Source organism: Serratia sp. CY33802, assembly GCF_052169095.1.
GTDB lineage: Bacteria > Pseudomonadota > Gammaproteobacteria > Enterobacterales > Enterobacteriaceae > Serratia > Serratia bockelmannii.
The window spans coordinates 79269-104002 of sequence record NZ_JBJNLL010000001.1; the positions used below are offsets into that span (position 1 = coordinate 79269).

General features: G+C 57.5%; 25 protein-coding genes and 1 tRNA gene. 13 read left to right on the forward strand and 13 right to left on the reverse strand.

All coding sequences use genetic code 11. From position 1 onward, the window contains the following. Nucleotides 1-154: 154 nt before the first annotated feature. Nucleotides 155-1117 carry a glucokinase gene (glk, locus tag ACJ8HA_RS00420; RefSeq protein ID WP_060447972.1) on the forward strand — a complete coding sequence of 321 codons (963 nt, stop codon included), beginning with the start codon at nucleotides 155-157 and terminating at the stop codon, nucleotides 1115-1117. 70 nt (nucleotides 1118-1187) lie between these two features. Here the strand turns inward: glk and ACJ8HA_RS00425 are convergent, their stop codons facing one another. Then, nucleotides 1188-2417 carry an L-lactate MFS transporter gene (locus ACJ8HA_RS00425; RefSeq protein WP_060433775.1) on the reverse strand — a complete coding sequence of 410 codons (1230 nt, stop codon included), beginning with the start codon at nucleotides 2415-2417 and terminating at the stop codon, nucleotides 1188-1190. Nucleotides 2418-2814: 397 nt separating this feature from the next. Between ACJ8HA_RS00425 and ACJ8HA_RS00430 the strand changes: the two genes are divergently transcribed. Beyond that, complete coding sequence (locus tag ACJ8HA_RS00430; RefSeq protein ID WP_025303752.1) at nucleotides 2815-3147, forward strand: DUF2502 domain-containing protein; 333 nt, start codon at nucleotides 2815-2817, stop codon at nucleotides 3145-3147. A gap of 4 nt (nucleotides 3148-3151) precedes the next feature. Here the strand turns inward: ACJ8HA_RS00430 and ACJ8HA_RS00435 are convergent, their stop codons facing one another. From ACJ8HA_RS00435 to ACJ8HA_RS00445, 3 genes are all read right to left on the reverse strand, one after another. Continuing rightward, a complete protein-coding gene (locus ACJ8HA_RS00435; RefSeq protein ID WP_025303751.1) occupies nucleotides 3152-3886 on the reverse strand; it encodes a LytR/AlgR family response regulator transcription factor in 735 nt (244 codons plus the stop codon). Next, nucleotides 3883-5574, reverse strand: coding sequence for a sensor histidine kinase (locus ACJ8HA_RS00440; protein WP_060447971.1), 1692 nt, complete (start codon nucleotides 5572-5574; stop codon nucleotides 3883-3885). Before ACJ8HA_RS00440 ends, ACJ8HA_RS00435 begins: the two co-directional genes overlap by 4 nt. Before the next feature lie 99 nt (nucleotides 5575-5673). After that, nucleotides 5674-6918: a DUF1479 domain-containing protein gene (locus ACJ8HA_RS00445; protein ID WP_089196132.1), complete on the reverse strand. Its 1245-nt coding sequence runs from the start codon at nucleotides 6916-6918 to the stop codon at nucleotides 5674-5676. Nucleotides 6919-7086: 168 nt separating this feature from the next. Here ACJ8HA_RS00445 and ACJ8HA_RS00450 point away from each other — a divergent pair, with 168 nt between their 5' ends. The 3 genes from ACJ8HA_RS00450 (at nucleotide 7087) to ACJ8HA_RS00460 (ending at nucleotide 9610) form a co-directional block, all read left to right on the forward strand. Then, nucleotides 7087-7626, forward strand: coding sequence for a GNAT family N-acetyltransferase (locus ACJ8HA_RS00450; protein WP_060447970.1), 540 nt, complete (start codon nucleotides 7087-7089; stop codon nucleotides 7624-7626). A gap of 119 nt (nucleotides 7627-7745) precedes the next feature. Then, on the forward strand, nucleotides 7746-8975 hold the full coding sequence (gene alaC / locus ACJ8HA_RS00455; RefSeq protein ID WP_016926818.1) for an alanine transaminase: 1230 nt from the start codon (nucleotides 7746-7748) through the stop codon (nucleotides 8973-8975). 110 nt (nucleotides 8976-9085) lie between these two features. Further along, nucleotides 9086-9610: a cytochrome b gene (locus ACJ8HA_RS00460; protein ID WP_043140246.1), complete on the forward strand. Its 525-nt coding sequence runs from the start codon at nucleotides 9086-9088 to the stop codon at nucleotides 9608-9610. A gap of 66 nt (nucleotides 9611-9676) precedes the next feature. Here ACJ8HA_RS00460 and ypdK read toward each other — a convergent pair whose 3' ends face one another. The 3 genes from ypdK to ACJ8HA_RS00475 all read right to left on the reverse strand — a co-directional run bounded on the left by ypdK (nucleotide 9677) and on the right by ACJ8HA_RS00475 (nucleotide 11280). Next, nucleotides 9677-9751, reverse strand: coding sequence for a membrane protein YpdK (gene ypdK / locus ACJ8HA_RS00465; RefSeq protein ID WP_099782600.1), 75 nt, complete (start codon nucleotides 9749-9751; stop codon nucleotides 9677-9679). A 558-nt stretch (nucleotides 9752-10309) separates the two neighbouring features. Then, complete coding sequence (locus ACJ8HA_RS00470; protein ID WP_043140242.1) at nucleotides 10310-10747, reverse strand: antitoxin HicB; 438 nt, start codon at nucleotides 10745-10747, stop codon at nucleotides 10310-10312. An 83-nt stretch (nucleotides 10748-10830) separates the two neighbouring features. Beyond that, a complete protein-coding gene (locus ACJ8HA_RS00475) occupies nucleotides 10831-11280 on the reverse strand; it encodes a DUF805 domain-containing protein (protein ID WP_025303745.1) in 450 nt (149 codons plus the stop codon). 283 nt (nucleotides 11281-11563) lie between these two features. Between ACJ8HA_RS00475 and mltB the strand changes: the two genes are divergently transcribed. Then, complete coding sequence (mltB, locus tag ACJ8HA_RS00480) at nucleotides 11564-12652, forward strand: lytic murein transglycosylase B (RefSeq protein ID WP_049203736.1); 1089 nt, start codon at nucleotides 11564-11566, stop codon at nucleotides 12650-12652. Between the two features lie 58 nt (nucleotides 12653-12710). On the opposite strand, the gene ACJ8HA_RS00485 is transcribed toward mltB, so the two are convergent. Next, nucleotides 12711-13862, reverse strand: coding sequence for a porin (locus tag ACJ8HA_RS00485; RefSeq protein WP_025303743.1), 1152 nt, complete (start codon nucleotides 13860-13862; stop codon nucleotides 12711-12713). Between the two features lie 396 nt (nucleotides 13863-14258). Between ACJ8HA_RS00485 and ACJ8HA_RS00490 the strand changes: the two genes are divergently transcribed. The 3 genes from ACJ8HA_RS00490 to ACJ8HA_RS00500 are packed head-to-tail and all read left to right on the forward strand — an operon-like array spanning nucleotide 14259 to nucleotide 15825. Beyond that, on the forward strand, nucleotides 14259-14549 hold the full coding sequence (locus tag ACJ8HA_RS00490) for a hypothetical protein (RefSeq protein WP_025303742.1): 291 nt from the start codon (nucleotides 14259-14261) through the stop codon (nucleotides 14547-14549). Nucleotides 14550-14595: 46 nt separating this feature from the next. Beyond that, nucleotides 14596-15519 carry a DMT family transporter gene (locus ACJ8HA_RS00495; protein WP_049294925.1) on the forward strand — a complete coding sequence of 308 codons (924 nt, stop codon included), beginning with the start codon at nucleotides 14596-14598 and terminating at the stop codon, nucleotides 15517-15519. 3 nt (nucleotides 15520-15522) lie between these two features. Then, nucleotides 15523-15825: a hypothetical protein gene (locus tag ACJ8HA_RS00500; RefSeq protein ID WP_049294901.1), complete on the forward strand. Its 303-nt coding sequence runs from the start codon at nucleotides 15523-15525 to the stop codon at nucleotides 15823-15825. 11 nt (nucleotides 15826-15836) lie between these two features. Here the strand turns inward: ACJ8HA_RS00500 and dsdC are convergent, their stop codons facing one another. The 3 genes from dsdC to ACJ8HA_RS00515 all read right to left on the reverse strand — a co-directional run bounded on the left by dsdC (nucleotide 15837) and on the right by ACJ8HA_RS00515 (nucleotide 19090). Next, entirely contained in the window at nucleotides 15837-16766 is a 930-nt protein-coding gene (gene dsdC, locus ACJ8HA_RS00505; protein WP_025303739.1) for a DNA-binding transcriptional regulator DsdC, read from the reverse strand. A 441-nt stretch (nucleotides 16767-17207) separates the two neighbouring features. Beyond that, on the reverse strand, nucleotides 17208-17459 hold the full coding sequence (locus ACJ8HA_RS00510; RefSeq protein ID WP_025303738.1) for a CsbD family protein: 252 nt from the start codon (nucleotides 17457-17459) through the stop codon (nucleotides 17208-17210). A 134-nt stretch (nucleotides 17460-17593) separates the two neighbouring features. Then, nucleotides 17594-19090: a helix-turn-helix transcriptional regulator gene (locus tag ACJ8HA_RS00515; protein WP_089196131.1), complete on the reverse strand. Its 1497-nt coding sequence runs from the start codon at nucleotides 19088-19090 to the stop codon at nucleotides 17594-17596. 227 nt (nucleotides 19091-19317) lie between these two features. Here ACJ8HA_RS00515 and ACJ8HA_RS00520 point away from each other — a divergent pair, with 227 nt between their 5' ends. The 4 genes from ACJ8HA_RS00520 (at nucleotide 19318) to ACJ8HA_RS00535 (ending at nucleotide 23292) form a co-directional block, all read left to right on the forward strand. Further along, nucleotides 19318-20289 carry a TIGR04086 family membrane protein gene (locus ACJ8HA_RS00520; protein ID WP_089196130.1) on the forward strand — a complete coding sequence of 324 codons (972 nt, stop codon included), beginning with the start codon at nucleotides 19318-19320 and terminating at the stop codon, nucleotides 20287-20289. Between the two features lie 64 nt (nucleotides 20290-20353). Next, entirely contained in the window at nucleotides 20354-20512 is a 159-nt protein-coding gene (locus ACJ8HA_RS00525) for a hypothetical protein (RefSeq protein WP_230201404.1), read from the forward strand. 684 nt (nucleotides 20513-21196) lie between these two features. Then, entirely contained in the window at nucleotides 21197-21997 is an 801-nt protein-coding gene (locus ACJ8HA_RS00530) for a helix-turn-helix domain-containing protein (RefSeq protein ID WP_025303734.1), read from the forward strand. Nucleotides 21998-22017: 20 nt separating this feature from the next. Beyond that, entirely contained in the window at nucleotides 22018-23292 is a 1275-nt protein-coding gene (locus ACJ8HA_RS00535; protein WP_235614423.1) for a lactonase family protein, read from the forward strand. A gap of 93 nt (nucleotides 23293-23385) precedes the next feature. On the opposite strand, the gene ACJ8HA_RS00540 is transcribed toward ACJ8HA_RS00535, so the two are convergent. Both ACJ8HA_RS00540 and ACJ8HA_RS00545 read right to left on the reverse strand, forming a co-directional pair. Then, a tRNA-Arg gene (locus ACJ8HA_RS00540) sits at nucleotides 23386-23460 on the reverse strand. A gap of 129 nt (nucleotides 23461-23589) precedes the next feature. After that, nucleotides 23590-24516: a formate/nitrite transporter family protein gene (locus ACJ8HA_RS00545; RefSeq protein WP_089196128.1), complete on the reverse strand. Its 927-nt coding sequence runs from the start codon at nucleotides 24514-24516 to the stop codon at nucleotides 23590-23592. Nucleotides 24517-24734: the final 218 nt, after the last annotated feature.

Genomic DNA, 24734 nt, shown 5'->3' on the forward strand with positions numbered 1-24734 from the left:
TGTTTCAAATCGCGGCATCACAGGCAAGCTGAAACGTTTTTTGTGATCCGGATCGCTATTGGGGCGCAGATCCGAGGCGGGTGATTGTTGTTTTCGCAGCAGGATTTTACAGTGTGGGCAGCTTTTTATTTTTCATTTTGCGGAGACGAAATCAATGACCTATGCCCTCGTGGGTGATGTTGGCGGCACCAATGCCCGCCTGGCGTTGTGCACTGTTGCGACGGGTGAAATTACCCAGGCGAAAACCTATTCCGGCCTGGAGTTCGACAGCCTGGAGGCGGTGATCCGCCACTACCTGAAAGCGTGCGATATCGAGGTGCAGGATGCCTGTATCGCGATCGCCTGCCCGGTGACGGAAGACTGGGTGGCGATGACCAACCACAGCTGGGCGTTCTCTATCAAAGAAATGAAGGCCAGCCTGGGGCTGAGTCATCTGGAAGTGATCAACGATTTCACCGCCGTCTCGATGGCGATCCCGATGCTCTCGCCGGACGACGTGCTGCAGTTTGGCGGCGGCGATGCGCAGCCGGGCAAACCGATCGCGGTGTACGGTGCCGGCACCGGGCTGGGCGTTGCCCACCTGGTGCACGTCGATCGCCGCTGGGTCAGCCTGCCGGGCGAGGGCGGCCATGTCGATTTCGCGCCGAACAGCGAAGAAGAAGACATTATTCTGGAGGTGCTGCGCGGTGAAGTGGGGCACGTTTCCGCCGAGCGCGTGCTGTCCGGGCCGGGCCTGGTCAACCTGTATCGCGCCATCGTCAAGGCGGACAACCGCCTGCCGGAAAAATGGGAGCCGAAAGACATCACCGAGCGGGCGTTGGCTGACAGCTGCATCGATTGCCGCCGCGCGCTGTCGCTGTTTTGCGTGATCATGGGGCGCTTCGGCGGCAACCTGGCGTTGAATCTGGGCACCTTTGGCGGCGTGTACATTGCCGGCGGCATCGTGCCGCGCTTTATGGAATTCTTCAAGGCCTCGGGCTTCCGCGCCGCTTTCGAAGACAAGGGGCGCTTCCGCGACTATGTGCGAGACATTCCGGTGTTCATGATAACCCATGGCCAACCGGGCCTGCTGGGGGCCGGCGCGCATCTGCGCCAGACGCTGGGCATGCAGCTGTAAGCAACGCGGCGGCACGATAAAAAAAGGGGCGCAACCCACAGGTTGCGCCCCTTGTCGTTTTCGTGGGGTATCAGGCTTTGGCCAGCTCCGCCGTTTGGGCGGTTTCTGCCGTTTCCGCTGCCACCGCCTTCGGCGCTTTGATGAACAGCGTAATCAGCAGAGAAGCGGCGGACAGGACGCCAATCACCATAAAGGTGGCGTGGAAGCCGCCGAAGTATTTGGCGACGAACGAACCGGCCAGCGCGCCCAGGCCGAAGCCCTGGTAGATGATGCCGTAGTTCTTGCTGTGGTTTTTCAGGCCGAAGAAGTCGCCGACAATCGCCGGGAACACGGTGATGTTGCCGCCGAAGCAGAAGGCCACCGCGCCGACGCAGATGAAGAACAGCGTGTGGTTCAGAGTCATGAAGCTCAGGGCGACAATCGCCAGCACGGTAACCAGCATGGTGAAGCTGATGACGCGCATGCGGCCCACTTTATCGGACAGCGTACCCAGGATGATGCGGCCGGCGGTGTTGAAGATGGCGACGGCGGACACTGTGTTGGCGGCGGTGGCCAAGTCCATCCCGGCCAGTTGAACGCCCATGTCTTTCACGATGCCAATCAGATACAGACCGCTCATGCAGGCAGCGAAGAAGATGGTGAACAGCAGGTAGGCTTCTTTGGTGGCCAGCATCTGACGCACGCTGTAGTCGTTACCCAGACCGTTGGCGCCTGGCTGTGCGGCGTTGGTCGCCAGCACCGGCTCTTTCAGCAGCAGGGAGCCGACGACGATCAGGCCCATCACGATGGCACCCCAGTAGAAGAAGGCACCGGAAACGCCGACGTCGGCGATCAGGGCGGCGTTGACGTATTTGAACAGCAGGCTACCGCTGCCGAAGGCGCCGACGGAGATGCCGGAAATCAGGCCTTTGTTGGCGGGGAACCACTTAATCAGGTTGGACAGGGTGGAGATGTAGGCGATACCGACCGCAAAGCCCACCACCACGCCGGCCAGCAGGTAAATCATGTCAAGCGAGCTGACGTGGGCGCTGGCGATGAGACCCAGGCCGACCAGGATGCCGGAACACAGCGTCAGATTGCGGATGCCGAAGCGTTCTTGCAGCTTGCCGGCGAACAGCGTGGCGAAGGCCAGGAAGAAGCTGGTGATGGAGAAGGTGGTGGCAACGTCTGCCAGCCCCCAGTGGAACTTGTCGACCAGCGGCTGGTTGAACAGGCTCCAGGTGTAGATGGTGCCCAGACCCATCTGACAGATGATGGTGCCGAGAACGATTAAGCTGCGATTTGCCGGTTTGGTGTTCATGGCCGGTCTCCTTCCTGTGTGTGCGTTGCCGGGCGTGAGCCGTTGGCTGAAATTTGCGGGGTGAATCTGTGTTCCCGCGGTATGGGCTTATTATATGGCCGGCACCCCCGGCGGGCGGCGGATCGGGAATGAGTTGCACGACGGAAGGAATGAAATGCATGTTATGCGGCGTGAGTTGCCGTTTTTGCGCCGAAAAGCGCGTGAAATGCCGGGGGTGACACGTGATCTACATCAAAGATATCAACGATTTATTGTTAATCGGCGGTGAACGATTGTGGTGAAATTGTGAAGGATGCGTCTGAAAGGCGTAAATCGGCATTGCGCCTATAGAGCGGCGATGAGCGCGGGACTATGTTATCTGCGATCGGACGAGGTCCGCTCTGCAGGAGTCCATGAAATGAAAAAAACGCTGTTGTTACTGGCCGCGCTGCTGGCGCTGCCGCTGGCGAGCCAGGCCGACGTGTCCATCGGCGTGAACGTGCCTGGCCTGTCGTTGCATATCGGCGATCGCGATAATCGCGGCCACTACTGGGACGGCTATCGCTGGCGCGATCCGCGTTGGTGGGCCGATCATCACCGGTATGAACGCCCGCGCGGGTACTATTACGGCCCGCCGCCACGGGTGATTTACTACGGGCCACCGCGGCGCGACTGGCGAGATCGGCCGCATTACCGCATGCCGCCACCGCCGCCGCCCGGCTATTACTACCGTCCGGGCCCGCGCTGGTAAGCGCTTACAGGCGCATCAGCTTGCGGAACTCTTTCACCTTGCTGCGGCTGACCGGCACTTCAAACTCGAGATCGCTCAGCCGCAGAATGTAGGTATTGTTGAACCAGGGGACGATCTCGCGGATCTTCGCCAGGTTAACGCAGTAAGAGCGATGGCAGCGGAAGAAATGTTCTTCCGGGAGCCGGCCGTAAAACTCGGTGATGTTCATCGGCATCACGAACTCTTCCCGGCGGGTATAGACCCGCGTCACCTTTTCATCGGCGGCGGCGTAATAGATGTCGTTGATGTCGGTAACGATGATCCGCTCGTCTTTGATCAGGTTGATGCTATGGCTGCCGCGGCTCGGCGCGCTGGCCGGCTCCGTCGCGCCGGCGGGGCGATGATGCAGCGCCTCCAGTTTTTGCAGCATGGTGACGATGCGCGCCTCGTGATAGGGCTTGAGGATATAGTCGAACGCTTCGATCTCGAACGCTTCCACCGCGTGCTCTTTATAGGCGGTGATGAACACAATCGACGGGCGATGCGCGAATTTACTGATGTTTTGCGCCAGCAACACGCCGTCCAGCGACGGGATGTTGATATCGAGGAAAATGGCGTCGACCTGGTGAGTCTGCAGGTATTTGAGGACGTCGAGGCCATCCTCGAAGGTGGCGACGATATCGATATTGCTGTGTTTCTTGATCAGGTAGCTGAGTTCTTCCTGCGCGAGGAATTCGTCTTCCACGATGATGGCTTTCATGAGGCCTCCCCGACCGGCGGCGCGCTTGGTTCCTGATGCAGCTTGCCGCCGTTTTTGCTGATGTAGAACGCGATTTCGGTGCCCGGCTCCAGGCGGCGGATATGCAACCCCTCACCGTACAGCAGCGACACGCGGTGATGCACGTTGAGCAGGCCGATATTGTGGCCCGGCATTTCGTTGCGCGCCACCCGATCGATGGTGTCCTGGTTGATGCCGTTACCGGTATCCTTCACCGAAATCTTCACCCGGTCGCCCTGATCCTTCACCGCGATCACCACCACCCCTTTCCCCTTACAGGGCTGGATGCCGTGCACGATGGCGTTCTCCACCAGCGGCTGGATCAGCAGGCTCGGAATGCGCACCGAGACGTCGTCGTCGATGTCGTAAATTACCGTCAGCTTGGCGCCGAAGCGGGCCTGTTCGATGGCGATATAGTCCTGAATCTGATGTAACTCCTTGCGGATATCGATCAGTTCGTCGTTCAGCTCCAGGTTGTAGCGCAGGTAGCGCGACAGGTTAATGATCAGCTGGCGCGCGGTGTCCGGATTCAGGCGAATAGAGGAAGAGATGGCGTTCAGCGCGTTGAACAGGAAGTGCGGGTTAATCTTGCTCTGCAGCGCGCGCATTTCGGCTTTATCCGCCATCTGGCGCAGGTGTTCGATGCGCGAAACCTCCATCTGCGTGGAGATGATCTGCGACAGCCCGACCGCCATCACCTTCAGTGTGTTGGTGATCTGGTGGGCGTGGCAGTAGTAGATTTTCAGCGCGCCGGTCACTTCGCCTTTTTCCCACAGCGGTACCACCAGCTGCGAATGGATCTGCGGCGCGGCCGGGTTTTCCAGGTTGTTCTTGATGATGATTTTGCCGTGGCGAATGCTTTCGCGGGTGACGCGGCTCAGCCCTTCGCGGCCGATCGGGTAGGCTTCACGCCCTACGCCGACGTAGGCCAGCACCTGGTGGGTATCGGTGATCGCCACCGCGTCGGCGCGGATGTCCTGGCGAATGATATCGCAGATGGTGGCCAGCGATTCGCTGTTGATGTTGCGGAAATAGGGCAGCGTCTTGTGGGCGATATCCAGCGCCAGTTTGGCCTGGCGCGCGGCGATCACTTCTTTCTCATCCTCGACGCTCTGTACCAGCAGCACGATCAGGCCGATGCACACCGTACCGAGGATCATCGGCAGGGCGATCTGCGACACGATGTCCAGCCCAAGCTCGGTCGGCTTGGCCCACAGCACGATCAGCAGCATGGTGAGGGATTCGCACAGCATGCCGCCGACGATGCCGGCACGCCAGCGCTGCTCTTTTTTCACCTTGAGGTTGATGTAACCGGCGCTGATGCCGGCGATGATGCTGGTGATAAGACAAGGCACCGAGGTGATGCCGCCGATGTCGATCAGATAACGGTGCACGCCGGCGATGATGCCGGTGACGATCCCCACCCAGGGGCCGAACAGGATGCCGCCGGCCATGATGGCGATGACGCGCACGTTAACCAGCGATCCTTCGACGTTGATGCCGGAGTAGGTGCTGAACAGCGCGAACAGCGAGAAGATCGCCGTGACGATGCCGAGCTCGAGCGGCGTATGGTCTTCTTTTTGCAGCAGTTGGCGGAACAGCCGGGTGCGGGTCAGGAAAAACAGACAGATCAACATCAGCGCGGCGCGATCAAACACCGCCAACAGCATTTCAAAAAAAGGGTGCACGACGGGTTCTCGCTGCGGCTTACGGATGGCGGCAGTATACCACAGCGAAAGGGGCCCGTGGCGTGCGCCACGGGCGGGGGATCAGCCCATGCCGAGCTGCGCTTTGCCCAGTGGCGTCAGCAGGTCGACGGTGGCGCGGCCGTCGAAATCCACCTCGAAGTCGTCAGGGGCGAAGTCTGGCGGCGTTCTGCCGTCGATAAAGCTCGGCAGCTGGCGCTGCAGATAGGCGTCGTTTTTCTCGCAGCCCGGCGCGGCAGCGATGTACATCACGTTGCTGTCGAACTCGCCGTTATGCTCGTTCTCCACCGCGTGGATCACATCGCAGTGCCAAAAGACCGTGTCGCCCGGCTCCAGATCGGGAATGGGGGAAATCCCACTTAATAAAAGGGGATGCCACTTTTCCGAGATCGACAGCGCGCGGCCCGGTGCCGCATCGCACAGATCGTCGTCGGCGACGTCGTCCTGCAGCGCGCGCAGCAACACATAGGCCATGGCGTTGGCGATCGGCACCAGGTTCAGCGTGCCGGCGTTGGTGCGCTGCGGCGTCAGCGCCGTCCAACCCTGGAAGGTGCGGAACATCGAGCAGACCGCCGGGGAGGCTATTTCGCGCACCTCGGTGCGGCCGTCGGCGGCGAAGGGATCGTACTGCTGCCAGTCGCCGGAGAAAACGTGGCGATATACATAGCGGAAGTTTTCGTCCAGCCAGCGCTCAATGGTGCCGCTGTCGACGTGCGGTGACAGGCCCAGCGACGAGGAGCTCGGCGGGCGGCGGCGGGTGCGATCGGCGTAGGTGGCGACGCGGGTCGGATCGAAATGCTGTTTGCCGTTGCTCTCGGTGGCCCACAGGCTGTTGAGGAACACCTGCACCGCATGCATGCGCGCATCCTGCCGCGCTTCAACCTGCGGTTTTGACCAATAGATGCCGTAAATCTGCGGCTTGCTGGCGGCCAACTTGCCGAAATAGTTGTCTTCGGCGGCGTTTTTCAACCGTTCGACGAAGTTGTTGCGCTCAAGGTAGTCGCCGATTTCCCGGTTCCAGCCTTCGGCCTTGGCGCGGGGGAACACGCCGCGAATGGCGCAGGCGCCGCGCTGTTTGATCAGCGCTATTTGCTGCTCGCTGACGCGCTGCTGCAGGATATCTTCTGCGTCGATCTGCGGCACCGGATTATGGCCGGCGGCCAGCTCGCGGCGGATCTGTTCGACCTGGCCGCGGATGTTCTCTTCCAGCGCTAGAAAGACGTCGCGGTAGTTCGGCAATGCCTGGCGCAGCTGGCGCTTGACGTTAACGATCGTCTGCGGAATATCGTCGATGACTAAAGAGGCCATGGTGTTCTCCTGGTGCCGCGTGGATAACGGCGGCGGGCAGTTGTAGGGAATCGGGCAAGACGTTAAGGTTTTGTGGTTTTAACGTGAATGATTATCGGCAACCAATCGGGGAAAATAAAGAGATATCTTTCATTCGTAAGTTCCTCTTTTTCGTTTTTCGGAGATTTTATGAAGCTGGTCACTGAACGTCTGCACTTACAGTCGATAACCGTCGAGGATTGGCCGCTGTTTCTGCGCCTGTACCAAGATCCCGAGGTGATCCGTTACATCTCCGATCCGCGCAGCGAAGCGGAGATCCGCGCTCGGTTCGAAGAGCGGCTGCCGGCCTGGGACAAACACGGCGAGCAGTGGTTGTGTCTGGTGATGCGTGAGAAGCACAGCGGAGAGGCGGTGGGCATTACCGGCTTTCGTCCGCACTGGGCGCCGTATCGGCAGGCGGAAGTGGGATACGGGAGTTTGCCTTCCGGGCAGGGCAAGGGCTATGGCAAGGAGTCGCTGCGGGCAGTGCTGGATTTTGCGGTGAACGCCTGCGGTTTTCACAAGTTGACCGCCACCGTGACCGCCGGTAACGTCGCCTCGCGCGGCCTGCTGGAGTCGTGCGGTTTTCAGCTGGAGGGCACGCTGCGCGACAACTACCGTCTGGCGGATCAGTGGTGCGACGACTGGCTGTTCGGGCTGTTGGCGACGGAGTTTCAGGGCGGCAAATAAAAATATCGCGCCAGGTATCGACAAGCTCGTCGGCGCTGCGCTATGTTCGATATTCGGTCAGTTCGCTGGCCAGCGTCGCTCGGACGGTCCGGGCGCTAACGTCTATCGAGGAATCCCCTATGGCTGATAACAGTCCACAGCGCCGTTTCACGCGCATTGAACGCCTTCCCCCTTACGTATTCAACATCACCGCCGAACTGAAGATGGCCGCACGCCGTCGCGGCGAGGATATTATCGACTTCAGCATGGGGAACCCCGACGGCCCGACGCCGCCGCACATCGTGGAAAAACTGTGCGCCGTCGCCCAGCGCGACGATACCCACGGTTACTCTACTTCGCGCGGCATTCCACGCCTGCGCCGTGCCATTTCGCGCTGGTATGCCGATCGTTATCAGGTGGATATCGATCCGGAAAGCGAAGCCATCGTCACTATCGGTTCGAAAGAGGGGCTGGCGCACCTGATGCTGGCGACCCTTGATCACGGCGATACGGTACTGGTGCCGAACCCCAGCTACCCGATCCACATTTACGGCGCGGTGATCGCCGGCGCCCAGGTGCGCTCGGTGCCGCTGGTGGACGGTGTGGATTTCTTCGGTGAGCTGGAGCGCGCCATTCGGGAAACCATTCCGCGCCCGAAAATGATGATCCTCGGCTTCCCGTCCAACCCGACCGCGCAGTGCGTGGAGCTGGATTTCTTCGAGCGGGTGGTGGCGCTGGCCAAACAGTACAACGTGCTGGTGATCCACGATCTGGCCTATGCCGATATCGTTTATGACGGCTGGAAAGCGCCGTCGATCATGCAGGTGCCGGGGGCGAAAGACATCGCGGTGGAGTTCTTCACCCTGTCGAAAAGCTATAACATGGCCGGCTGGCGCATCGGGTTCATGGTCGGCAATCCCGAACTGGTCAGCGCGCTGGCGCGCATCAAGAGCTATCACGACTACGGGACCTTTACGCCGCTGCAGGTGGCGGCCATCGCCGCGCTGGAAGGCGATCAGCAGTGCGTGCGCGATATCGCCGAGCAGTATCGGCAGCGCCGCAACGTGTTGGTGAAGGGGCTGCATGAGGCGGGCTGGATGGTGGAAAACCCGAAGGCGTCGATGTACGTGTGGGCGAAAATTCCCGAGCCTTATGCCCACCTCGGTTCGCTGGAATTTGCCAAACGCCTGCTGGCGGAAGCCAAGGTCTGCGTCTCGCCGGGCATCGGCTTCGGCGACTACGGCGATACCCACGTGCGTTTCGCGCTGATCGAGAACCAGGACCGAATCCGCCAGGCGGTGCGCGGTATCAAGGCGATGTTCCGCGCGGACGGGCTGCTGAAGCCGGGCAAAGCCGGCAGCGCCAAATAATCCTGTCAGGCCGGGCGTTCGCCCGGCCTTATTTTTTCCGTCCCAAGGTTTTCTTCATTATTTCCCCATTATGCTCAACTACGCTGAATTTTATTTTTTGGATAGAGTGTATGAGCAACCGCTACGCGCGATCGCAAATCGTTTTACATTGGCTGACTTTGCTGATGGTGATCCTCACCTATGCGGCGATGTTGCTGAAGGATTCAGTGCCGGAGGCGTGGGCGCCGCTGGTCAAAAATCTGCACTTTAATTTTGGGGTATCGGTTTTTGCCCTGATGCTGATTCGGTTGGCCATGCGCGCTTTCCACGCTGCGCCGCCGACCACGCCGCCGCTGGAGGAATGGCAGGAAGTGGGCGCCAAGATCTTCCATTGGCTGCTGTACGTGGTCTTCCTGATGTTGCCGTTGCTGGGCATGTTAACCCTGGCCTACGGCGGGAAATCGTGGTCTTTGCTGGGCTGGCCGATGCCGCAGTGGGTGACGCCGGATCCGGTGATGCGCAGGCTGGTCAAAACGGTTCATGAGACGCTGGCGAATATCGGCTACTTTATCATTGGCGCACATGCGTTGGCGGCGCTGTTTCATCACTACCTGCGTAAGGACGACACCTTGCGCCGCATGATGCCGGGCAAATGATCGTTAACAGAAACGACAAAGGGACGCTTGCGCGTCCCTTTGGCTGTGTTCCTGGTCTGGCTACCGTCAGGCAACCATCAACATGAAGGTGCCAACCCAGGCAACCAGCATGAATGACACGCCCATCAAAAAATATTTCACTGAACAACTCCTGTCTGGAGTCCTCGCCAGCAATGATCCCGATTGTTGTGCTGAGTATTTTATGGGCAGCCTGCTTGTCGGGCGGATTCTTCCAAGCGAAAGAACAACGTCCTCGAGCGCGGGCTGTCCGGTTGTCGCGCCTCATGCTCCGTGAGGTAAAATCCGAACCGCGACAGGATCGGCGCTAATGTACTCTCAATACTGGTCTGATTTCAATACTGTGTTTTTGATCACAATTTTCGGCTGTTTTTTGAACAGGGTGCGCTGTTTTATAACGCTTTTTATGGGCGGGCGACAGTAACTAGCCCGCCGTGGCGGGCTGTAAAATAGGGGATGAAGCAATGCAGCGGCGGGCGCTCAGGCGACGGCGTTGATGCCGGTCGCCAGAATGCCCCAAAAAACGAGACAAGACAGCAGAATAACGGCCCAAATATGACGGCGACTCCACTCCATTTTTAGCCTTCGTTGTTGCGACAAGTGATTAGGTAACGATCACATCGGCGCGAATGGAGGAAAATTTAGCCCCTGCGGATAATATTTTGCTTACCTGTTGCTAACCTATTGGCAAACTTCGTTTATTGTCACGCGCACTTCGTAGCCCAGCAGATACAACGCCTGCTCCAGCGCTTCAACCTTCGAGGCGTAGCCGATATCCAGCAACCGCTCCATTTGCCCGCCGTTGAATCCCAGCTTGCGCGCCAGCGCCGCTTTGCCGGTGTTTTTGCGTAGCATGGCATTGTGCAGTTCGATCTTCAGCGCCACCAGCGCCGGCAGGTGTACTTTCAAGTCATCGGTTTGCGCAGGAGAAGGGGCGGGCAGAGGCAGACCTTCATCCATCGCGGCGGCGATGGCGGCCAGCAGGCTTTCCTGCGCTTCCAGCTCGATGTCTTCGCGTTTATAGCAGGCAGATTGCCACTCGGGGAAGTCGTGGAAACCGATCTGCCAGGCGTCGCTGTCGCTATCGAAGGTGTAATGGGCGGGGTAGTGGCTGTACATGGCAATCCCTGATTGAAACCTGAATGAGGCGCTATTGTGACGGCGCGGCCGGCGGATAGCCATAGCCTTGAGCGGAATGGCGCTCAATCGGCATGTTCACGCGGCTTGCGACGCCCGTCGGGCGGCAACAGTAGGGCGCAGATCATGACGGCCAGACTGAACAGCGGCAGCCAGCGCGCCACCGGGCCGGGGGAGTAGTTGTTGAGCACCGAGCAAACGTAGCATGTGACGGCCAGCACCCAACCGGGCAGGCCGATATCATTAAGGCGAAACGCGGTTTTGGCCATAAACCACGCCACCAGGCCAAAACAGAACAGCGCCCACACCATGATGCACAGCAGATACAGCAGCACCGAGACGAATTCCTCGGTGTCGCCGTGCGCATGGGCGCGAAAATGGTTTTTATCCAGATAGGTCGACAGAAACGACAGCAGCACGATGCCAACGGCGAAGATCGCCAGCGAGAAAACAAAGGGTTTGCGCGAGATGCGCCCGCGGTAAAGGTCTTTGGTGAGTTGTCCGAGAGATTCCATCACAGTCCGTTGTCGTCATCATTGGCCGCCCGGCGGAGGCCGGATGGCAAGCAGCCGGGCATTCTAGCGGGGTAAACGGGGGCGTCAAGGTGATAATTTTTCTCATTTAGTCGCGGTTGAGATTCCACGCGGCCGCACAGGGCGTCCTTTCACCGAGCAAAACGTCACAATTTGGCACGTTTGGCTACCTGACGCGGTCATTGGCGGCATAATCCTGTTTGTTCGCGTTGAACAATGCATTAACATAACTCCCACTTATCTCTTGCATGGCTATGGATATCCGATGCGTCACCTGGTTGCGCTTTTACCGCTGATTACCTTGCTTGCTGCCTGTAGCAGCACGCCGAAACCCAGTACCACCGCTACGCCGCAGAGCACCCCGGTAAAGGGCGGCTTTTTGCTGAGCCCGGCGCACAGCGGCGCGCCGCTGGGAGGGGATTTCGCCAATAACCCGAATACCGCGCGCTTTATCGATAAGATGGTGCAGGAACACGGGTTTGACCGGCAGCAGCTGCACGACGTGCTGGCGCAGGCTCGGCGATTGGACTCGGTGCTGCGGCTGATGGACAGACAGGCGCCGACGCCGTCTACTCAGGGACCAACCGGGCCGAACGGTTCCTGGCTGCGCTACCGCAACAAGTTCATCACCCCGGATAACGTGCAAAACGGCGTGGTGTTCTGGAATCAATATCAGGATGCGCTGCAGCGCGCCTGGCAGGTGTACGGCGTGCCGCCGGAGATCATCGTGGGGATTATTGGCGTGGAGACCCGCTGGGGCCGCGTAATGGGTAAAACCCGCATTATCGACGCGCTGGCGACGCTGGCCTTCAACTACCCGCGCCGCGCCGATTACTTCGCCGGTGAGTTGGAAACCTTCCTGCTGATGTCGCGCACCGAAGGTGACGATCCGCTCGAGCTGCGCGGCTCCTTCGCCGGCGCGATGGGCTATGGGCAGTTCATGCCTTCTTCCTTCAAAAGCTACGCGGTCGACTTCAACGGCGATGGGCATATCAACCTGTGGGATCCGGTCGATGCCATCGGCAGCGTGGCCAATTACTTCAAGGCGCACGGCTGGTCCAAGGGCGAGCCGGTCGCCATTCAGGCCAACGGCCAGGCGCCGGGGTTGGAAAACGGCTTCAAGACCCGCTACTCGGTCGCCGCACTGGCTGAAGCCGGCCTGAGCCCGCAGGGTTCACTCGGGGATAACCAAGAGGCCAGCCTGCTGCGGCTGGACGTCGGCACCGGCTACCAGTATTGGTACGGTCTGCCGAACTTCTACACTATCACCCGCTATAACCACAGCACCCATTACGCCATGGCGGTATGGCAACTGGGCGAAGCGGTAGGGCGCTCGGCGCGCGGCGGCTTCTGACCGCTGCTTCAAACAACGAAAAAGGCCGCTTGCGCGGCCTTTTTTACGTTCTGAGCAATCAGAAATCGTAGCGCAGACGGACCACGGTCATATCGCCGAGGTTGTCGGTGCTCGATGTCAGCACGTGCTCTACGTCAACGCGGAAACCGTAGTCAAACTGTACGGTAACCCCGAGGCCGTTGTCGATGCGCTGGTAGTTGCGGCCGCTGATGTATTCCAGGCGGTCGCCCATGAAGTACGGCATCACCGATTTCACCGCGTACTGGCCCACCGGCACGGTATAACCGGCCAGGTATTCGATACCCCACGCATCGCCGGCGAAGTAATTGTTGACGTCGGCTTTCTTGGTGGTCAGGAAGTCGTTGTAGTAACCGCCGCCGAAGGTGAGCGTCCAGTTGTCCGGTTTCCAGCTGATGGCGGTACCGAAAATGTTCTGGTCATAACTCTTGCTGCCGCTGGTGGACGGGTTGCGCATTTCGGCGCGGGTGTAGTTCCAGGCGGTACCCCAGGTCAGATCCTGTGTAATGTGGTAATCCACGCCCAGTGAGCCGCCGCCTTTGCGCTTATAACGCAGGCCGTTGCCCGGCAGGTAGTCGCTGTCGCTGAACAGGTACGAGGCGTAAACGTCCGCATCGCCGAAGCGGTTCTTGTACTTCAGCATTTTGCGTGAACGGTAAGAGCCGTCGTAGTCGCCGTTGATGCCGTTGCCCGGTGCCTGGGCCAGCATGTCGTAGTCCCAGATATCGGTCTTGGCGCCAACCACGTCATAGTAAACGCTGTTTTGCTGACCGAAGGTCATCTGGCCCCAGGTGTTGCTTTTCAGGCCGGTATACAGCATACGGCGGCTGGTGTTTCTCGCGCCGTCGGCATAGTGGTGATCCCAGTCAAACAGCGCCGGAATGTTCACGCCCAGCTCGTAGTAGCTGATCCAGCTGATATCGTCGAACAGGTAGTAGTCCGCTGCGAAACGGAAACGGGTGCCGCCATCGAAGCCGTTACGCTTATACGAGCCCTTGTCACCGTCGCCCGTCATGTTGTTGAACTGCGGACGGATGCTGCCGCCAACGGTAAAGTTCAGGCGGCTGAGCGGATCGCCGGCCTGTGGATCTTGCTTCAGCAGAGTGATTTCTGCCTGAGCGGCGAACGACGCGCTGCCGATCGCCAGACCCAGCGCCACCGCTTGAGTCACTACGCGCAATTTCATTGCCATGTGTTATCCCTGTTTTATGTATGACCGCCCCATCAGCGCCGCCATGCCGATGTTTTGCGCAGAACGCTGCGTTTTCACGCATTTTGACGGTTTTTTTGGTGTTTTAGCGGCGGGCGGCATTTGTAACATAAACGGTGAGATAAATAATTACTTTTCTTGCTAATTATTGGCCGGTTTTTGACCATTTCGTGCGGTGAAAAGCGCCATTATTTATGTCTCTCGATTCGGATGAATTCATCTAACGCCAAGGTTTATATTTTTCATTTGTCAGTCATCGGCGTCAGCCTGTAATTTTAGTCGTGCAAGAGATAATTAATTTCAGCCTGTCACCGCCGTATTAACGTTTGCCTTCTTCTGCGTAAACGGTCGGCAGGAATAAGCGATTGGGAGGTCGCCATGAGAAATCTGTTAATGTTGTTGGTGGGGCTGTTTTCATTACCGACGATGGCGGCGGAGTCGCACGTTTGCCATTCTCAAGCTTATGATTATGCAGAGGTTAGCAAACTCAGGTTATCTGACGATACCCTGTTTACCTGCCGCGGCGTGGGGCGCCTGACGATCCCGGAATTGGCGCGTAAAGGATGGCGGGTGATTCATTTAGCGCAGCAAACTGAATATACCGACTCCGTCGACAGCGATGGTGAGGTTATTAAACTTTATCAGGAAATCGTGGTGTATAAAGAATAATTCTACGGTGGCCTGTGATTATTTCAACGGTGGCGAGAATGCTATTATGAATGCAAGAGTCGGTATTGACGGCAGGGCCGCCGCCGCCATGGTGCTGCTTTGCGCCATCTGGGGGATGCAGCAGGTGGCGATCAAGGCCGCCGAGCAGGATGTGTCGGCGGTGCTGCAAATTGCCATTCGCTCGGGCCTCGCCGCGCTGGGGGTATACCTGTTGGCGCGTTGCCGCGGCGAGTGTTTCACCTGGGATCGCGCCACGCTGAGCGCCGGTTTGAGCGTAGGGGCATTGTTCGCGCTGGAGTTCTTTTTTGTCTCCGAAGGGCTGCGCTACACCAGCGCCTCGCATATGGCGGTGTTTTTGTACACCGCGCCGCTATTTTCCGCCCTCGGTCTGCATTTTCTCCTTCCTCAGGAGCGTCTGTCGCCGGTGCAGTGGCTGGGCATGCTCATCGCCTTTGGCGGCGTGGTGCTGGCCATATCGGGCATGGCTGACGGAAGTGGCGGAGCCGATCGGCTGAAAGGCGATTTCTATGGCCTGCTGGCGGGGATCGCCTGGGGCGGTTCTACCCTGGTGATCCGTACCACGCGTCTGGCGGAGTGCCCGGCCAAACAGACGTTGTTATTCCAGTTGACGGGCGCCTGCGTGCTGCTGTCGCTGCTGGCGATAGCGACGGGCAATTTGCACGTCGTCCTGAGCCCGGTGGCCTGGTGCAGCCTGCTGTTCCAAACGCTGATCGTGTCGTTTTTCAGCTACCTGATCTGGTTTTCACTGCTGCGCCGTTATCAGGCTTCCTCGCTGGGCATTCTCACCTTTATGACGCCGATATTCGGCATCCTGGCGGGGGTAGCCATTCTCGGCGAACCACTGCAAATTGAGTTTGTATTGGGTGCCGTGCTGATCGTGCTGGGGTTAATCGTGGTGAGTTGTTCATATCTTCTTTATTTTGACCGAAGGGTGGCACCAAAAATATAAATTATGGATGTTGATGTACAGAACTACCAAATAAGCTGCGAAAGCCAATTCATTATTCAGTTGCAAATATCCCGCTATGCTTGGGGCGTGCCGCTGATTACGCTCAGCGATAACGGTGATTTTACCGTGATAAGAAGCCGAGGCTGGTCGAGGTTGGCGAATGGGATGCGATTGGAGGTTTATTATTTTGCCAATAATTCCCTGCTGACCTGGGATAAAAGTCGCAAATATATTTCTTATTCAAAGGCCGGCCGGCTCTACGCCTGCGCGCTGCATTTTTCTTATTCCCCCAAAGTAGAGCGCTAACCCTCTGGCTATCAGACCAGAGGGGAGATTTTCATGATCCACTGCTTAAACGCGAGGATCTTGGGCCACTGCCGTTCGGAAATGGTCGAGGTAAAATAGCAGTGCTCACAGGGCACGGTCATGTTGGTGAACGGAATGATCAGTTCGCCGCTTTTTATCCAGTCCTGCACCAGATTAAGCCGCCCCATGGCGACGCCAAGGTGCCGTGTGGCGGCCAGTACCGCGAGATCGGAACGGTCGAACTCCATGCTTTTACTGTCGGTATCCAGCCCCAACGCAAAGTGTTGTGACCAGGTTTGCCACTCATCTTCGCCGGAGTTGTAGCGATCGTGCAGCAGCGTACAGTGAGCCAGGTTTTCCGGCGCATCGTACAGGTTATGTGCAGCGGCGTACTGCGGCGTGCAAATCGGCACCATCGATTCCTGCATAAAGGCCTCGTCCAGATGCCGCCCCGAGGGCAGTTTGCCGAAGTACATCGCCAGGTCCACGCCGCGGTTGGCCAGGTTGATGATTTCCTGCCCGGTCAAAATGTTGAGGTGAATGGTGGGGTGCTGGGCGATAAAGTCGCCGATGCGCGGCAGCAGCAGACATTGCACCAGAGACGGGTGTGAGTAGAGGGTCAATGTTCCCGTCAACTCGCGATTTTTAATGTCCAGAATTTCCTGATTCAAGGTGTTGAAGGAACTGTCCAGCGCCCATTGCATGCGCTCGCCCTCCGGCGTCAGGGTAATTCTGCGATGAAAGCGCTGAAACAGCAGAAAGCCCAATTCCTTTTCGAGCAAATTAATGCGGTGGCTTACGGCGCTGGGGGTGATCGACAATTCTTGCGCCGCCAGCGCAAAAGATAAATGGCGGGCGACGCATTCAAAAGTATGCAGCCGGGAAAATTGATAGCTGGTCAGCGGGGTCGCCCGCTGTGAATGTTTTTTACTGGGGAACATGCTATTTCTCCGTGCGCACAATCTGGCAATATTAACATTTAATGGCGCGGAGGATAAACCCAGCCTGATTGATCTATTCGGTTTTTATGCCGAGGGATTTCGATATGTTGAAGAGAATTGCATAACAACCGGAAATAACAGACGGTGGGGGCGATGATAATCAGCAATAGGACGAATATAATAAAAAGAGGTGCCGTTAAGCAGCGAGTAAAGGCGGTGTACCGCAGCCTGAACGATAAAAGCTCATATTCCCTGCGGGATATAACGGTTTCGCCATAATCATCCGTCGCATGGCGACGTTGAGTACGCGTTAAGCCCGGATGCCAACGAGATGGAGGTAGCAATCGATAACGCTGAGCCCCGCCTGGCCAGAGAACCGTGCCCAGTGGTTACCCACCGGGCACAACATTCAGGGAAAAGCAGGTTGATCGTCGGCGCTAATCAACGGCGACGCAGCAGCAGGCCGGCCAACAAACCTGCGCCGGCAACGAGTGCCAACGCGGCGAGGGGGTTTTTCTTCATCATACTGCCGGCGCAGCTCAGGGCGTCGCCGTATTTTTCTTGCAGCGCGCCCACTGCCTGGCGCGTGACGCCTTCGGCCTGCCAACGTTCGTTACCGCTGACGTCACCTGCGATTTCCTGCGCTTTGCCCGCCACTTTGTCCATCATGCCATTGGCTTTTTCGCTGTTCATTATGATGTGCTCCTAAGGTTCGATCCGTTTGGCGTTCGCACAGAGCGAAAGCCTGCATTTGCACCGCCATGTTATGCACTTCACTCTGCGCTCATAAGGGGCGTTTGCATCGGTGCGGGTAGTGCATTTGCAGGCTACTTGCCGTTCCTGGAGGCCGCTCCGCCGGTAAACAGCCCGCGCTCTCTGGCCCAGACGATGGCTTCGCTGCGGCTGTGCACGCCGAGTTTGGAATAGACCGTCGCGACATGATTGCGGATGGTGTTGAGCGCCAGATTGAGACGCGCCGCGATTTTCTTGTCCGGCAGCCCCTCGCAAATCAATTCCAGCACATCGCGCTCGCGCGGCGTGAGGTCGCTGGCGGTGAATCCAGCCTGGTCGGGCCGGTTGATGCTTTTTACGTTGGCCAGTTTTTCGATCAAAGTTTGGCTGAACCACGAGGCATCCTGCATCACTTCTTCGATGGCATTCACCAGCTCCAGCTCCGATCGTTTACGCTCGGTAATGTCCATGAGCACCAACAGGTAGCAGGGCGCATTATGGATACTGACGGCATCCGCCGAGGCCACGCAGTCGATTAGCTCGCTCCCTTTCTTTCGCACCTGGATATCCAACCCTTCGACGTTGCCGCTTTTTTCCAGTGCGGCAAACAAACGGCGGTTCGCCTCGGGATCGTCAATAAACTGGATCTCATCGACCGTTTTGCCGATCAACGCTTCGGCGTCGTACTCGGTGGTGCGGGTGAACGCTTCGTTGACGTCCAGCACGCGCCGCTCGTCTGCGGTACACACCAACGTCGGCACCGGGCTCAGGCGAAATGCCTTGGCGAACCGCTCTTCACTTTCTCGTAGCGCCGATTCCGCCAGGCGCCGGGGTTCGAGATCGGTAAACGTGAACAGCATGCAGTCGTCTTCATTGATATCCAGCGGTTGACCGGCAACCACCACCAGCTTACTTCCTCCGCCGGGCAGTTTCAGCTCGGCCTCCATCTGCGGAATGGTGGCGCCTTCCCCCAGGCGCTGAACCGCCAGCTCTTTGTGCTCTGCCTGTTCCAAGACGTCGAGTTCATAAACCGAACGCCCCATGACCTGTTCACGCTGGTAACCGGTCATATCAAGGAACCCTTGGTTGACCTTGACGTAACGCAGGTCGCTTAGCCGACAAATGACCGCCGGCGCCGGATTGGCGTTGAAGGTTTTTTCAAAGCGCTGTTCGGCGCTGGCCCACTCCGTTGCGTCGCTCAGGATCAGCGCCAGCAGCTCCGGCTGCCCCTGCGCATCGGTGATGATCAGGCTCCGCAATCGGTGCACCCAGAAGCTCTCCGGACCGTCGACCTGCCGAACCTCCACCACCACATCGGTGAAGGTCTCGCCATCGGCAACCCGGCTCAGCGGGTACTGTTCCTGCGCCAGCGGGTGGTTGTTGCGATAACGCAGGGCAAAACGCGCCGCGTACTCGACGGCATTGGCCCCCAGGGCTTTCTGGTGGCTCACGCCGTGCATGGCCAACGCGGCCTCGTTAGCCCAGAGAAGCGTTTGATCGGTATCCGTCAGGATCACGCCGTCGGACAAGCCGGAGATGATTTGCTGCAGGTGGCCGCGGTGGGTTTCGCTGGCCAGGACGGATGGGTTCATGTGCTCTCCGCTAGACAGAAGGGGAGCGGCCTCTGACGGGGCCGCGGGTTACGCTACTCGCTGAGCAGCTTAGTGCATAACGTGCGTATTCGCAGGGTGTGAATGCACTAGGCATTCTGGCGCAAATGAACCGGGACGGCCGACGACGCCGCGCGGCAGACTGAATTTGTCTGCGCGGTTATCCACCGTGCGTGCAATCACTTGTCCAGAAAATATAAGGAACAACGATGACCACTGTCTATGAATCAAATCGCTTTGCGTTTCAGGTGTCATGGGGCTCGATATTGGCCGGGAGTGCCGTAGCGCTGGTGACCTACCTGATCTTCAGCGTGCTGGGCACGGCGATCGGCGCCCAGGCCGTAGATATGATGCAAAAGGGCAATCCGCTGAGCGGCTTTGGCACCGGCACCGGGATCTGGCTGCTGGTTTCCACGCTGGCATCGCTGGCCGCCGGCGCGTTCGTCGCCGGACGCACTGCGCCGAACCGCGGCGGTTTGCATGGCCTGCTGAGCTGGGCGATCACCACCTTGCTGACCACCTGGCTGATGGTTTCATTGGCAAGCGGCGTGGTGGGGCTGGCGGGCAGCGCGGTGGGTAAAGGGCTCTCGCTGGCGGGCAGCGGCCTGGCGGCGGCAGCGCCAAACGTGGGTGAAGGCCTCAAGCAACAGCTGGATAAAAAGGGCATCAGCCTTGACTGGGGAAGCCTGGAAAATCAGTTGAACGCCACGCTCAAGCAGACCGGCAAGCCGGAATTGGATCCGGCTCGGTTGGAACAGAAGGCCGATAGGGCGACCGCCGACGGCAAACAGTCGGCCGTGGATGCCGCGGCAGATCCGGCGCAGGCCGCCACCGAGCTTAAGCAGTGGTTCGAGCGCGTCAAGCAGTCCGGTGAGCCGACGTTGAGCGCCGCCGACAAGGATGCGTTGGTGAATATCGTTGCGGCACGCACCGGCAAGAGCCGCGATGAAGCGAGCCAAATCGTCGATAATTATGCTCAGGCTTACCAGCAAGCGGTGCAGAAAGTGGAGAAACTCAAGGCCGAGGCCGAGCAGAAAGCGCGTGAAGCGGCTGATGAAGCGGCCAAACAACTGTCTCGCGCCGCATGGGGCTCACTGCTGATACTGCTGTTGGGCGCTGCGCTGAGCGCCGGCGTGGGGCGGATTGCCGAATCAACCCGCCGTACCGTCGCGGTAAGTTGAGATGAGAAAAAACCTGTCGTGCATCTCGCTGAACTATCGAAAAGTGGCGGGAGCGTCTGCTCCCGTGCTCGTCATCGATTTTTGCAACGAGAACAACGAGCGCTACACCTTGCGCTACAACCTGCCGCCGGATACCCCGGAACGCACCGAGCGGCGGGTATCTTTGCTGCTGTATCTGTTGCGCAAGCACCGATCGGCAGAGATCGACAACCTGGCTGATTAATCAGTCCGTTAATGAAAAGCCCGGCCTGGCGAGCCGGGCTTTTTGCCGTGCTGTGGCAACAAAGCACAGCGTATGCAGACACGGCACTGTTACGAGGGAAGAGCGAGGCATAAATGGCGCCCCAATTGGCGTGGAGGGTAACGTAGGGCATCGAACAAGGTTTGTTGAAACATCGATTCTGCTTTGTATGGGAAAAGATAAAAAAGAAACGCGCTATGAAGATCTGCGATTATCTGGCCCGAGGTTAAGGCCTTGCGTTTATCCACCGCATCCTCCCTCGACATTGTTCCTACTTCTTCGCATTAGGTTCAATAATTTTATCAGCCGACCAAACAATAAATTCACGATTTAATTTGTGATGATGAAATTCCTATTCGGCCATGCCAGTGGAGTGTAAAAAAACACGTTAAGATAAAACAATTGGCAAAAAGTGTGATTCTCCCTGGAGATGTAAATGCATCTTTGACGGGAGCACTTTATGTGGGTTGTTTTTGTTTTGCCGTTTTTTTGCGGGTGGATTTATATAACATGATCATTTTCAGTTATTTAAGTAATGACTTTTCCTATGCCGCAAAAATGGCGCTGCCAAGGTGATTTTTTTTAGGATTAATCTTAATGACTTGGTTTGGTTGGTTAACGATTTTAATGAAAAGGACACAATTTTTATAAAGGCAAGGAGCGCACATGGACTATCGGAAAGATATTCTTTTACAGGTATTAGAGTATATGGAGAAGAATATTATAGAGGGGCTTTCCGTCGAGAAAGTGTCTATTATCTCAGGGTATTCTAAATGGCATTTGCAACGGCTGTTTAAACATTATTTTGGTATGACGCTCGGAACTTATATCAGGCACAGAAAGCTGAGCCGATCCGCAATTTTGCTTAAACAACATCAAGGGAACATACTGGATGTCGCCTTGGCATCGGGCTTTGCCTCTCAGCAATGTTACACGCGGGCATTCAAACGTTTCTTTGGCGAAACGCCCAACAGCTTTAGAAACAGCCGGGGATGGGATTTCTCCATCCAGATCCCACCGTATGGCAATGACAATAAGCCCTATTTTTATCACACGGTCATGCCGGATGATATTGAGTTGTTAAAGCAGTACAAAGCATTGATTTTCCATTCCATAAGGAAATACAGAGATGCCAGTGACATTACGCAGACTAATGAAAAATGGTTAAGCAAGAATGGAAAAGCTTATGGTGTGGAAAAAACCAGAGCGGGTAAATGGCATTCAAATAGTAAGGAACAAGAGGTTTTTCACTCTATTTTTAACTTCTACATACCCAGAGGGAAATATATTGTTATTCCCTTTATGGGAGCGTTGCCTGAGTACATTGATTTTTTTGAAAGCATCTATGACGCTTACCTGCCGGCCATTAATGTCAAGATGAGGGAAAGCTTTTTTATTGAGCTATATAGAAACGAGCATTTAAACAGCGAAGTTGTTAATGTCGATATACTGATTCCTGTGGTGTAGCGTTGAGAAAAGGAGACATCATGAGTGTAGAGAAATCCCCCGGTTCAATGAATAAACACCATTACGCTTTCGGTATGCTACCTTTAACGTTGTCTGTGTCTGGCAGGGTGAACGTTGCCGGTTTAGGCTGGCAGGTCATTCAATTAATGCTGGCATTAACCCTCTTCATGTTTTCAGGAAATGCGATGGCCAATAATCGGGAGCCTCAACAAATAGCGTTAGTCGGTACCTGGACCCATATTCCGGATGCGCCCGCGGTGCAGAAACCGGCGTTCCCCAGTGAAGGGCTCTATCGTCTGAGGGTAAATGTCGACGGCACGTTAACGCTGCTCAATGTCATCAAGATGAAAAGCCCGTCATGGATCGCAAAATCTCGCGATGGTCGTTTCGCCTATGTCACCAATGAAGAGGATGCGGGAACGGTGACCGCCTTGGCAATAGACGACGCTGGCAGCGTGCGGATGCTGAATACGGTGAGCAGTGCGGGCCAGCAGCCGACGCATGCCACACTCAGCCCGGACGGTAAGTTTCTGTTTGTCGCCAACTACTCCGTCGCCAATGGCGGCGCGGGGGTGACGGTATTGCCGATTCGCAGCGACGGCACACTGGGTGAACGCGTGCAGCATTACCCGTTTATACCCGGCTCCGGCATCGTGCAGGGGCGCCAGGAAGGCGGGCATGCGCACTCCACCACCTTCAGCCGCGATGGCCAATACCTGTACGCGGCGGATCTCGGCGGCGATAAGTTGCACGCCTACCGCTATCGCCCGGATAACGCGCAGCCGCTGCAGGCGGATGCTTCGCGCGATGTCGGCTTTGCGCCCGGCGCCGGTCCACGGCACATGGTGTTCTCGCCAGAAGGCGAATATGCGTATGTCATCACTGAAATGGCGGGCGAGATCGAGGCGTTTGCCGTTAACGACAATCGATTGACTCTGAGAGGAAAAGTGAAACTGAACGGCGGCCTCGATTCGGCGGAGGCGAAAAGCGGCGGGGCTATTATCCTGAGCCCGGGCGGCAGATATCTTATTGCCACCCATCGCGGTACCGATAACCACCTGCTGGTATTTAAAATAGGCAGGGACGGTCTGCCAGGCGTGCCGACGCGCTATGAGGCCGGCGGCATTGAACCGCGGGCGCTCGCTTTTGATGCCGACGGCAACCGCCTCTATGTCACGAATGTGTTCACCAATAGCGTTACGCTGTTCGATTTCGATGATGAGACGGGCGAGTTGCAGGCCAGAGGTGAGGCGGCGACGATCTCAACGCCGACGGATATCAAGTTTTTCAACTAATGCCCATCATAACGCTTGGAGGAATCCGGGACTGAACAAGGGAAAAGGGGGATTGCGGGTGCAGATGATGGGGAATGGCTTGATGAGAAAGAATGGTGTCCCCGACTGGAATCGAACCAGTAACTAGCCCTTAGGAGGGGCTTGTTATATCCGTTTAACTACGGGGACGCTGCGGACCGGCAACCGAAGCTGCCGGGGCATTATACCTTTTTTTACCCGCAGAATAAGCGCTTAGCGGCGCGTTTGCTCAATACCTCGCCAGTTCGCGCCGAAATTTCCTCGGCTAACCGACGGCGATCACGGTTTTTCCCCGCCGTGGCGCCGTTTTTCCTCTTGCAGGCGCGCCGCCTTATTTTTGGCGCTCAAATCGTTGCGGATTTGCGCGTGGCTGATCAGCGCAAAGATAAAGGTGCCGCCGATGATGTTGCCCGCCAGCGTCGGCAGGGCGAACGGATAAACGAATGCTTGCCATCCCATCGTGCCGTTGAACACCAGATACAGGATCTCCACCGAGCCGACCACGATATGCGTCAAATCGCAAATCGCCACCAGGTAGGTCATCAACACGATCACCCAAATTTTCGCCGCGCCGGCGGCCGGGAACATCCATACCATGGTGGCGATGATCCAGCCGGCCAGGATGCCATTGGCGAACATTTCTCCCGGCGTATGGCGCATCACCTCTTCGCCCAGGCTGATGAAGGCGCGGCGCGTTTCGGCGTCGAACAGCGGCATATGGGTAAACGCCAGCGCCGCTAGCGCGGTGCCGATCAGATTGCCGAGCAGCACCACGCCCCACAGGCGCAGCAGGATAAGCAGGTTGCGCGGCGTGGGTTTATGCATAATGGGCAGCACCGCCGTGACGGTGTTTTCGGTAAACAGCTGCTGGCGCGCCATGATGACAATGATAAAACCGAAGGTGTAGCCGAGGTTCTCAATGAAAAAGCGGCTGGGATCGTCCGGCAAGCGGGCGTGGAAAATGCCTTTCGCCGCCAGCGAGGCGCCCATCGACAGCCCGGCGGCAATCGCCGACCACAGCAGCGCCAGCCCGTCGCGCTCCAGCTCTTTTTCGCCTTCCATTCGGATCTGTTCATGCACCGCCGCCGCGCGTGACGGCAGATTCTCTTCCCTGACTTCGATTTCGCGTTTGCCCTGTTCCTGCTCTTCGCTCTCTACCTGCATTGTCTCATCCGGCTCGTGCTGCTGGCGTTGCTGGTCGTTCATGCTGTCGCTCCTGCTCAATAAGGGTGAGGTCACGTCATTAAGCGTAGTTGCCCGGCCAAAATGCGGCGAAATACAGAAAAAGGTAACAAGAGTTAAAATCCGCCGATTTTTTCCACGCATTCTTGATCCTGCTCGCCATATTGGCCCCTCGGCGCGCCCGCCGCAGGCTGCGTGTGGGGAAAGGCTTATGCTATGATTCGCTATCCCAAAGAAAAATA